The 9,940-nt window shown below is 61.4% G+C and carries 9 protein-coding genes; 2 read left to right on the top strand and 7 right to left on the bottom strand.

What is annotated here, in order from left to right:
* Positions 1-147: 147 nt before the first annotated feature.
* The gene (locus tag IEX32_RS19490; RefSeq protein ID WP_188773207.1) at positions 148-591 is read left to right on the top strand and encodes a hypothetical protein; all 444 of its coding nucleotides are present in this window, start codon (positions 148-150) and stop codon (positions 589-591) included.
* Here IEX32_RS19490 and IEX32_RS19485 read toward each other — a convergent pair.
* From IEX32_RS19485 to IEX32_RS19470, 4 genes are read right to left on the bottom strand one after another with little or no spacing between them, the layout of a single operon-like run.
* Complete coding sequence (locus IEX32_RS19485; RefSeq protein WP_188773206.1) at positions 554-1,000, bottom strand: nuclear transport factor 2 family protein; 447 nt, start codon at positions 998-1,000, stop codon at positions 554-556. The two genes, IEX32_RS19490 and IEX32_RS19485, sit on opposite strands and share 38 nt — an antisense overlap.
* 52 nt (positions 1,001-1,052) lie before the next feature.
* The gene (locus IEX32_RS19480) at positions 1,053-1,916 is read right to left on the bottom strand and encodes an LLM class F420-dependent oxidoreductase (RefSeq protein ID WP_188773205.1); all 864 of its coding nucleotides are present in this window, start codon (positions 1,914-1,916) and stop codon (positions 1,053-1,055) included.
* Positions 1,917-1,975: 59 nt separating this feature from the next.
* The gene (locus tag IEX32_RS19475) at positions 1,976-3,430 is read right to left on the bottom strand and encodes an aromatic ring-hydroxylating oxygenase subunit alpha (RefSeq protein ID WP_229736511.1); all 1,455 of its coding nucleotides are present in this window, start codon (positions 3,428-3,430) and stop codon (positions 1,976-1,978) included.
* A 31-nt stretch (positions 3,431-3,461) separates the two neighbouring features.
* A complete protein-coding gene (locus IEX32_RS19470; RefSeq protein WP_188773204.1) occupies positions 3,462-5,912 on the bottom strand; it encodes a TonB-dependent receptor in 2,451 nt (816 codons plus the stop codon).
* Positions 5,913-6,124: 212 nt separating this feature from the next.
* Between IEX32_RS19470 and IEX32_RS19465 the strand changes: the two genes are divergently transcribed.
* A complete protein-coding gene (locus IEX32_RS19465; RefSeq protein ID WP_188773203.1) occupies positions 6,125-6,730 on the top strand; it encodes a TetR/AcrR family transcriptional regulator in 606 nt (201 codons plus the stop codon).
* 37 nt (positions 6,731-6,767) lie between these two features.
* Here IEX32_RS19465 and IEX32_RS19460 read toward each other — a convergent pair whose 3' ends face one another.
* The 3 genes from IEX32_RS19460 to IEX32_RS19450 all read right to left on the bottom strand — a co-directional run bounded on the left by IEX32_RS19460 (position 6,768) and on the right by IEX32_RS19450 (position 9,786).
* Entirely contained in the window at positions 6,768-7,172 is a 405-nt protein-coding gene (locus tag IEX32_RS19460) for an SDR family NAD(P)-dependent oxidoreductase (protein ID WP_268236774.1), read from the bottom strand.
* A gap of 26 nt (positions 7,173-7,198) precedes the next feature.
* Positions 7,199-8,416, bottom strand: coding sequence for a cytochrome P450 (locus IEX32_RS19455; RefSeq protein WP_188773201.1), 1,218 nt, complete (start codon positions 8,414-8,416; stop codon positions 7,199-7,201).
* Between the two features lie 227 nt (positions 8,417-8,643).
* On the bottom strand, positions 8,644-9,786 hold the full coding sequence (locus IEX32_RS19450) for an IS481 family transposase (protein ID WP_444543975.1): 1,143 nt from the start codon (positions 9,784-9,786) through the stop codon (positions 8,644-8,646).
* Positions 9,787-9,940: the final 154 nt, after the last annotated feature.

Here is a 9,940-nt window from a genome sequence, read left to right as displayed (position 1 = left end):
TTCCATCGCGTCCTCGCTAACTCCAGTGCAAACCACGACGTTTGCACTCGCGCTAACTCCAACGGGACCAAAGTCAGGACAAGCCGGCCGCTAACGGAGGCGTACCCATGATCCGCAGATTCTATTCTATCGCAAAGGTACACCAAGGTGCCAACGACAGTTGAAATCGCCACCTCATTTCTACTGAACATTGGCCGCGGCGGCATCGATCGCCGCCACTATGCTGATGGTCTCACCGCATGGTCGCCTCTGATGGGCACGATCACGCTCGAACAGTACCTGCCAAAGCTCAAGGCAGTGAGTGAAGTGTGGCGCAGACCGCTAGAGGTCACCATCGACTCCGTTACGGCACAGGACGATCGCGTCGTGCTCCAGGCGCGCTCCAACGGCAGACTCTACGACGATCAGGAGTACGCCAACAGCTACCTGTTCCTCGTGGAATTTGACGAACACCTCCGCATCCTGCACGTCCGCGAGTACTTCGTCCCGATCCGGTTCGCAGCATTCTGCAGCCCGCTGTCAAGCACTGGCTGGAACGTCCCAACGACGAGCCTTAGCGCTGAGGTGCGTGCTCGACATGCTGACGAATGAGCTTCGTCGTGAGGATGCGCCAGCCGCAATCGAGGCGCACGTACGTTTCATCGTAGTACCCCATACCATGTAGCAGTAGCTCGTACGGCTGCCCGGGCGCAGACCGTTGATACAGCCGGTCATCCATCGCCCATCGACCTCGGGCCGTCGTCGACGATTGGATCTCCAGATCAGGCATCAGGGCGCGGTGCACCGATACTTTGTCTACCCACTGGTCCGTTACCCAGGCGATGATCGCTTCCACGCCAGCGACTGCCTTCCCAGTTGAAGGCACGGTCAGGGAAGCGTCAGGTGCAAAGACGTGGTCGCGCCAGAGCGTCCAATCCTGCTGATCGATGCCGTAGCAATATCGCGCTTTCAGCCGTTTCAGCGCCTCACGATCGCAGCAGTCTGCGCGGCTGATCACCATGGGGCTCGCCCTGTCCGTCTCGTCTCTTCACCGACTACTGCTGTCGTTCGGGCTACCGACATGCGCTTACGGCGGCGAGCGCCTCGGCTGCGTAGTCGAGGTGTTGTTCCGCAGAAGTGTGACCGAGGCCCATCGTCGAGATGGCAGCGTGGGTCCCGCCGGCCTCGGCCCAGCGGCGCGCGGTCTCGCCGACGTCCTGCGCCGCCTTAGGCCGAAGCATGTTGCAGCGAAGTTCGAACGGTTCGCTGCCGCGCCCGCCCTCGGACAGCAATTCGCGGAGCCGTGTCAGTTGCCCGAACGCGTCGGCAGCACCATCGGCGAAGATGAAGCCGTCGCCCACGCGAGCCGCACGGCGCAAGGCGACTTCGGCAAATCCGCCGAGCAGGATCGGAATTTGGCGCCGAGGACGCGGGTTCAATGCTGCGCGATCTATTTGGTCGAAGGCGCCATCGAAGGAGACGAGTGCCTCCGTCCAAAGCTGGCGGAGCAAGGCGATCTGCTCGTCCATCCGCTTGCCACGCGTGGTAAAATCCTGGCCGAGCACGTCGTACTCAACGTAGTTCCACCCGGTACCGACCCCGAGTGTCAGACGTCCGCCCGACAGCAAATCCACGTCCGCCGCCTGGCGGGCGACCAGCGCCGTTTGCCGCTGCGGAAGGATGAGAACGCCGGTCGCGAACTCCAGCCGCTTGGTCAACGCCGCAACGTGAGAGAACATGACCAGAGGATCATGAAAAGGATGATGCTCCGTATAGGGCCCCGTGAGCTTCGGCTCCCGGTCGTGGCTGGCGCCCACCACATGATCGTAAGCCAGAAGATAATCGAACCCCAGTTCTTCAGCAGCCAGCGCAATGGTCCGCGCAGCCGCGGGGTCGCCTCTGAGTTCGGTTTGCGGATAGATGAGTCCGATCTTCATGGGCTGTAACAATTCCTCTCGGTGGAAACTGATTTAACGGCGGGCAGCATAACCGGTCGTCACGGCAGCTTCACTGGCGCGCCGCGACCTTCCAACCAGTCGGCCAGGTTGCGGTGTAGGTTGATGACCTTCTGCTCCTGGTGCGGGTTTGGGATCGCGCCGCGCCACCCGCTGGACTTCATGCCCTTGTGCACGAACTCCATGTTGGCGAAGTCCTGCTCCAGCACCGGCCCCCAGTTCTCGGGAGTAGGCTCTGCATAGACCCATTCGGTCTTCGGCTCCTCACCCTCAGGATAGCGTTCGAGAGCGTATGCCTCGAAGATGCACTTGTTCGGGTCGTCGCCGTGAGGACGAACCCGATAGCAGGGGCTCGCAAAGGTGACGCCGTGCAGGATGTTCTGGTTGGGCCACAGCCCCCAGGCGAGCCCAGACTCGTCTTGGACTTCGGGCGGTATTTCCGGCCAGATTACCCCGCGGGCGGCGTCATCAGCTTTGGCCGACGCCAGCCAGTGCGCAATGCACTCGGCAGGCGATACGCCTTCGGGAAGTTCGTCCACCAAGCGCTTGGCAGCATTCACCAGTGTTTCGGTGGAGGCCGTGAAGTTCACCGTCTCGTAGTTTTCGCGGATCAGCTCGTAGGTCGAGATCCGAGGGTCCTCGCCTTTGCCCACGCGAACCGTGCCCGAGGCCTCCGGCATCTTGAGCGCAGCGTCACGCGTGTCATAGCTCGAGACCGAGTGCAGACCGTACTGCTTCGATTTTGAATAGTACTCCCCGTAGGCGAGTAGCTGCGTATGGGTGCCGGGGATATGATAGGGTTCGAGGAAGGCCTCGATCGCAACCTTCCAGTTGCACGGGTAGATCGCCCACTGGCGCCACTTGTAGCGCATCTTGTCGAGCTCGAAGTGATCGAGGATCTCGCCCGCGCGGCCCATCCACTCCTTCAGCGAACAGGCGTCCGGGTCTATGTTGATGTAGATGTAGCCGCCCCAGGTATCGACCTTGACCTCCGACAGGCAGGTCCGCTCCGGGGTGAGGCTGCCGTGCCAGTCCTGCGGGTCGAGGATGTAGGTATTGTTGCCGTCGAGATCGAAGGTCCAGCCGTGGAAGCCGCAGATGAAGTTCTTGCGGTTGTTGCCGCGGACGGAGTGGACTGGCTTGGCGCCGCTCACGCTCGTCACCGGATCGGGGATCATGTCGGGCACCGAGACCAGTTGCCGGCCGCGGTGGGGGCAGACGTTGTGGAACGCCTTGAACGTGCCGTCGTCCTTGCGCAGCACGATCACCGATTCGTCGGCGACGTCGTAAGTCATCCAATCGCCGGGATTGGGCAAGTCGGTCTCGCGCTCGACCATTTGCCAGATCTTGGGCCACAGCAGCCGCTTCTCGGCATCGAGGTACTCCGGCGACATGAAGGCTTCGCGGCCGTAAGTGACGCGCACTTCGCGGTCCATGTCTTCGGCAGTGATGTTTTCGCCGGACTCGTTGGGCCCGATCTTGGACATTTCATTCATAGCTGCGCTCCTTCAATAACTCCCAGCCAGCTCAGCGATTGCCGAACAGCGAGTTTCGGACCGTGAGTTGCAGAAGGACCGAGCGGGGCGGGCCAGCGATCCCCAGAATATCGGCCGGAGTGGTGGTGCTCGTACCCGTCCCGGTTCCGGTGAATGCCAGGGTGCCGCCTGTCGCGGTGTAGAGCTTGTTGGTGAGGTTGCGGCCGATCAGCGCCACTTCCCATGGCTTATCTTGGCCGCCGAACACCGAGACGCTGCCGTTGAGCTGCCAGTATCCCGGCTGCCGAGCAAGCGGATGGGCTTCGGTCTGGGTCGCGTATGAGCTGATATACGACGTGTCCACTGTCACCGAGCCGCCCAACCGCTCGCTGACCTCATGCTCGTAGGTGACGCCCGCGGTCAGCGCCCACTTTGGGGCGCGGGCCAGTCGCTGTCCGCTCTGATCCTGGCCGTTGAAGCGGTTGGCCGCCGTGCCGGCCGTGCCCGGGCTCGTTGGGTCGCTGGGGAGCAGGTTGCATCCCGCAGCGACCGACTGCCCTGCATAGCAGCCGCCGATGAAGTTGGTGTACTTCGCGTCGTTGTAAGCGACTGCACCGCGCAACTCGAGCCCCGGGATTGCGCGGGGGCGTGCCGTCGTGCTGAACTCGACACCTTGTACTCTGGCGCCGCCGGCGTTCTGAACCCGCTGGGTAAACGCAACTTCATCCCAGCGGGAGAGCTGCAAGCCGCTATAGTCATAGCGGTAAGCGACCAAATCGAACTGCATCTGGCGATCGGCAAGGTTGCCCTTGATGCCGATTTCACCGCCCTTTGCGGTCATCTGGTCGAAGGACAAGTCCCGTGCGGCCAAACCGGGGAACGCCCCGGTTGGCCCCGTGCGAAGTGCCCCCGGAACGGTGTTGAACCCTCCCGAGGTGAAGCCTTCGCGGTAGGCCGCATAGATGGTGAGATCGCTGGTCGGCTTGTAGGTGAGGGTGACTTCCGGGGAGAAGTCATTGTACTTGCGCTGCGGATTAAGGATTTCGAACGGGCTGGCGTTCGTCGCCGTGTTCGCGACTGTGCCTCTCAGACTCTTTGTTTCCCACGACTGACGGGCCCCGGCTGCAAGCTCCAGTTGATCGCTGAGCTCGTAACGAACTTGGCCGAACACCGAGTAGGCCTCGGTATCCTGGTCGTAGAATGTCGCGGCCGCGAGGAACGGGGCTCCCGTATTGATGAAGAACGCCTGTCCGACGGTCAGGTTGGCGTCCTGATAGAAGCCGCCGAGCATGAAGTTGAGCGATCCATCAAAATCGGAGGTGAGCCGCAGCTCCTGGCTAAGTCCCTTGATCTTGAGGTCCAGGGATGCGCCCACGGTGGGATCGTTGACGGAAGTGAAGGAGCCAAGGCCATGCTCCTGAAGCTTGAAGAAGCCTGTTACCGAGGTCAGCATGAGTGTATCATTGAGGTCGTAGTCAGCCGTGCCGGAGACGAGGAACTGGCGCGATCTCGTATGCGACGGGCCGTCGAGCTCTGGGTGAAGCGCGGCGACGGAAGCCGGCAGCGCGACTTCCGTATAGTTCCGATCAAGTGTGCAGTCGGTCGTAATCGGCGAGACCTGCGATGCACCGCTCGGACAGAACACCGGCTGGCCAACGCCGCCCGGACCGAAGCCCTCACGATCCCGCTGGCCGTGATTGACCTTGATCTTCATCCGGAAGGCATCGTCTGCCGAATTGAACATTAGGGTGCCGCGGATGAAGAAGTCTTCTGCATTGTTGCTCGGCGAACTCGCGCCCGAAGTACGGCCCGCGACTGGCACGCCAAGGTTGCGGAACCAGCCGTCTTCCTTGGAATAGTAGGCGGCCACGCGCGCCCCGATGTTGTCGGACAAGGGGCCTGAAACAATCCCCTCGACGAACCGTTGATCGGCAGCGAACTCATAGCCAGTGCGCAGTCGCGCCTCGAAGGTCGGCCCCGGATCGGCGGAGATCAGTGAGATGATCCCGCCGGGGCTGTTCTTGCCGTAAAACAGCGACTGCGGCCCCTTGAGCACCTCGACCCGCTGCAGGTCGAACTGGCCGAGGCGCACCGCGTTGCCATAGCTGATCGGGATACCGTCGAGGTTGAGCGTCACCGCCTGCTCGGTCGAAGGATTGGCGAGCCCCGCGCCGATACCGCGCAGGTTGATCGAGCCACCGGCTTGGTTGGTCGACTCACCGATCACAAGTTGCGGTACCTGCTCGCCGATCGCAGTCAGGGAGTTGGTGGCGTAACGATCCAGCGTCTCGGCTGAGAGCGCAGAGATCGCGACCGGTACGTCCATCAACCGCTCGTCGCGCTTACGGGCCGTCACGATGATGTCGCCCATGGTGCTTGAGGCTTCGGGCGATTGTACGGCTTCTGCTGGCGAAGCTGCGGGTTCCGCTTGCTGAGCATGCGCTACCATTGGGGCTGCGCAGATTGCGGCAGTCGCGAGCAAAATTCCCTTGGCCTTTTCCATTGTCCATCTCCCCTTGCCATTTGCTATGGCTCTTTCTGGTGGTTCCGAACCGCGCTTGTGCGCAATCTGCTCACCTTGAAGCCCGTCGTATCACGAGAAAGAATGAACAACCATTCTTTTTGTAGGTTTGAGGAGAGGCCATAGGATGGCGCACCAGTCTGCGTTATGAAGCAAGCTGTCTAAGCAAGACCCTTGAGGATCGTCACAATCGTATGGCTCGCAGCATTGCAGCAATAACCCGGCGGCAGGAACGAACTGCGTTGCGCCAGGATCAGGTCCTTGATGCCGCCGAAGTATGCTTCCGGGCAGAAGGTTTTCACGGCGCCAGCATGTCGAGAATTTCTGCCCAAGCTAAAATGAGCGTGGGGCACATTTATCAGTATTTCGACAGCAAAGAGGCGATCATCATTGCTCTATGCGAACGGAGATTTTCGGAATTTGAACGCCTTCTTCTCGATAGCGAGAGGGAGTATCGATCAGAATATGCTTCTCTCGTGGAAGCTTGGACGGCGCATTTCGCTTGGTGGATCGAACCTGTTCGGGCACCGCTGACTTTAGAGATCATGTCCGAGGCGGGGCGAAACCCCAAGGTTGCTGATGTCGTGATGAAGATCGATCGCCGGTTTCGCGAGATCGCGCGGCAAAGTCTGATCCCGTTTGCTCCGCCGCTTTCCGAGGAGGAAATTGAAGACCGAATCGAAGCGATCGTAATGGTCTCGCATGGAATGACCAGCCGCATGACGGCCGACCGGGCAGCCAATCCGGAGCGGCTGATAGCTGCGTTCCGCCTCACGGTGCAGAAGCTAATCGGCAGTTGAGATGGGTGAACGAACGACCGCTTTCGGGATCACATCCTTACAGTAATGAACGGCGGCTTTTGCGGCGCAAGGGGCCGTGGAGGTTGACCGCACAGGTACGCTCGAACAGCTCCCAGTCGATGTCGGGCGGGACGCCGGAGGGCCGGTAGACTCCGGCATTGTTGACGAGCACGTCGATGCGCCCGAACCCGTCGACCGCTGCGGCCACGGCTGCATCACTGCCCTCGGAGGTGCCGAGATCGATCACGTCGGTGATGGCCTGACCACCTGCCGATCTGGCGGCCGTCGCGGTGGTTTGGGCGGCGTCCGCCGAGAAATCGACCGCGACCACCGCCATGCCGGCGGCGGCGAGCGTCTGCGCGATGGCGCGGCCGATGCCCGCACCAGCCCCGGTGACGACCGCGAATTCGCCGTCGAGTCGAACCCAACCGGCAGGATCGATCGCGCCGTCCAGTTCCTGCCCAATGCTCAGCCCAGCACCAGCGGCAGGTATTCGAAACCGAAGGTGCGGCCGGTGTGATAGCGCGGAGTTTCGCCCGGTTTGACGCGGATGTCGGCGAAGGTCGACAGGAACTCTTCGAGCACGATCCGCATCTCCCGCTTGGCGAGGTGAAGACCGAGGCAGTTGTGGGTGCCGGTGCCGAAGGCAATATGACGCGGCTTGCGGTCGATATCGACGACGTGCGGATTCTCATGGACCGAGGGATCCCGGTTGGCGAGCATGATCGGCATGTTGACCTCGTCGCCCTTCTTCATCGGCACCCCGTGGAACACGAAGTTCTTGGCGACCTGCCGGTGGGTGACCACCACCGAGAAGGCGCGGGAGAATTCCTCGATTGCCTGCGGCAGCAGCGAGGAGTCGGCGCGCAGCCGGGCCTGGAGATCCGGGTGCGTGGCGACGTGGTGCATGATCCAGCCAAGGGTCGAGTAGACCGTGTCGAGCCCACCGACGTAGAGCACATAGAACATGCCCATCAGCTCGTAGTAGTCGATCGGGCGGCCGTCGATCTCAGCGGTGACCATGCCGCGCAGAAAGTCGTTCGTGGGGTTTTCCTGCTGCGCCAGCATGTGCTGCTTCAGATAAGCGTAGATCGAGCGCGCGGCGGCAACGCGGTCCATCGGATCGGACGCGCGCATCAGATCGTCCTGCCAGCCGATGAAGTCGTCGAGCCGGTCGCGCGGCATGCCCATCAGGTCCAGGAAGATGTAGGATGGGAATGGCACCGCGAATTCGTCGACGAACTCGCATTCGCCCCGATCCTTGAACTTGGCGATCAGCTCACGACAGCACTGGCGGACGGGATCGTCGAAATCCTTGACGGCCTTGGGCGTAAAGAACGGGTTGAGCACCTTGCGATAGGCGTGGTGCCGGGGCGGATCGATCTCGATGGGGTTGAGACGCACCGGCTCACCGAGCATGTCGGCAACCATGCCGGGGCGTTCGGACGAGAAATGCTCGTAATCGATAAAGGCTTCATTGATCACGTCGTGCCGGGTCAGCACCCAGCCGGGTCGGCCGAAGTTCGCCTCGGTCATCCACACCACCGGTGGTCCTTCATGCAGTCTGGCGACCGCGCGCCATGGATCGTCGCCTTGCGAGGCCAGTACGTCGAAATCGGCCTCGCAAACGAGTTCGGGCGGAACGGTCGCGGGAATGCGTTCGGCGGTGGCAAACGGGGCATTCATAAGGTCTCTCCGGATCTCGACTTTTCTGGGTCAGTCGATCGGCGGAACGGTCATGGGCATTGTCACGACGATTCGAGGCATAGTCCTCCTCTCGCCGGACACGCATCAGCGTTCCCGGCCTCCAGTCCATGGTCACATTTGCTGCATTCGGATGCGGCCGCCTGCTGCGCTGTCCGCGTATCGTCAGCCCTCCGTGTGGGCTTCGTGCTATATATCGCGGCGCAGGATCACACGTGCATGAATTCGAGTCTCAGCAAATCATGGTGCGGATCGCGCAGAAAGCGTTCGGGCTGCTCGGCCCAAGTCCGGCGCAGGAACTCGTAGGGCGTTTTTCCGCGCAGGGCCTTGACGCGTCGCTTGAAATTATACGCATGCACGAAGTCACGGAGCATGCGAGCCAGATAAGCCTCGCTGGTATACGTGACATTCTCCAGGAGCATACGCCCTAGCCGCATGTCTCGCGCGCGCGTCCAGGGATGGGGGCCGGCTGTCAGGCGATGCTCGATTCCGCGCTTTCGGCAGACGCGCGCGAAATCAGTCTCCTCACCCTTGGCGACGAACGGCTCCGCATCGACCGTGAAGACCCGCTCGATCCGCAACGGGCTGCGCTCGGCGAGTGCAGCCAGGAAGCCCGCTGCGTCGGCAGCCTTGCCTCGCGTTCCCATTTGCACGAAGACAAACTTGCTCGATTGCTCGATGGCATTGAACAGGCAGTGCGAACCGTCGTTCGAGCGCACTTGCGACGTGTCGATATGCAGGTCGCCAAGTGGGGGCGTTTCTTGTCCCACCCCCATCCTGACATCCGATGCCTCGGCGAGGCGGTTGATGCCGTGTCGCTGCAGGCACCGGTGCAGCGACGAGCGGCTCAGATGCGGTATGTGCGCCTGCAAGGCATACAGGCAGTCATCCAGCGGCAGCAGCGTATGCTCGCGGAACTGGACTATCATGCCCTCTTCCTCGGCCGTCAGCTTGCGGTGCCGACCCGGCTTCGGACCGTGAGGCAGATCGTCGGCACTTTCGCGCTTCTTCCATTTGGCAACTGTCTTGGGATTGATGCCGTAGCGCTTAGCCAGAATTCTCAAGCTCTCGTCGCTAGCGCGGATCGCTCGACGTTCTTCTTCCGTCGTGCGAGCACTTCTGCGTGGAACCTGCGACATGGCACTTCCTCCGCGCGCAACGTGAACGATGCCTCGATGGTCTTCCCCTTGTCCGCATACTTGATGAAAGCCGCTGTTTCCATGATCAGTGGAAAAGCTGTCCGACGAAGGCCGATTTCTGGAGGGCTTCGTTGGCTCGAAACTTCCAAAGCCCGGCACCAGATGAATTGCGGCGAAAAAGGATGCAGCTGATGCGAGTGTCGCTGGCTGCACCTTAACCGACGGCAGCTATTAAGGAGTCATTCCGTAAGCGCTGTTTTCTGCGTAGCCATCCGCCGAACCCCGCCTAGCCTATCAGATTAATGACCGGTCTTATGAGCGCTCTTATGAGTGTGCTTAGGAGCGATTGGGTGAGCCAGATAGCGGT

It is taken from the genome of Novosphingobium endophyticum (assembly GCF_014640675.1).
GTDB classification, from domain to species: domain Bacteria; phylum Pseudomonadota; class Alphaproteobacteria; order Sphingomonadales; family Sphingomonadaceae; genus Novosphingobium; species Novosphingobium endophyticum.
This window is presented reverse-complemented; position numbering and strand designations above follow the sequence as displayed.

Coding starts and splice junctions, on each gene's coding strand:
- IEX32_RS19475 (WP_229736511.1), bottom strand. CDS start 3,430: ATGAATGAAATGTCCAAGATCGGGCCCAACGAGTCCGGCGAAAACATC.
- IEX32_RS19455 (WP_188773201.1), bottom strand. CDS start 8,416: ATGAATGCCCCGTTTGCCACCGCCGAACGCATTCCCGCGACCGTTCCG.
- IEX32_RS19465 (WP_188773203.1), top strand. CDS start 6,125: ATGGCTCGCAGCATTGCAGCAATAACCCGGCGGCAGGAACGAACTGCG.
- IEX32_RS19470 (WP_188773204.1), bottom strand. CDS start 5,912: ATGGAAAAGGCCAAGGGAATTTTGCTCGCGACTGCCGCAATCTGCGCA.
- IEX32_RS19480 (WP_188773205.1), bottom strand. CDS start 1,916: ATGAAGATCGGACTCATCTATCCGCAAACCGAACTCAGAGGCGACCCC.
- IEX32_RS19485 (WP_188773206.1), bottom strand. CDS start 1,000: ATGGTGATCAGCCGCGCAGACTGCTGCGATCGTGAGGCGCTGAAACGG.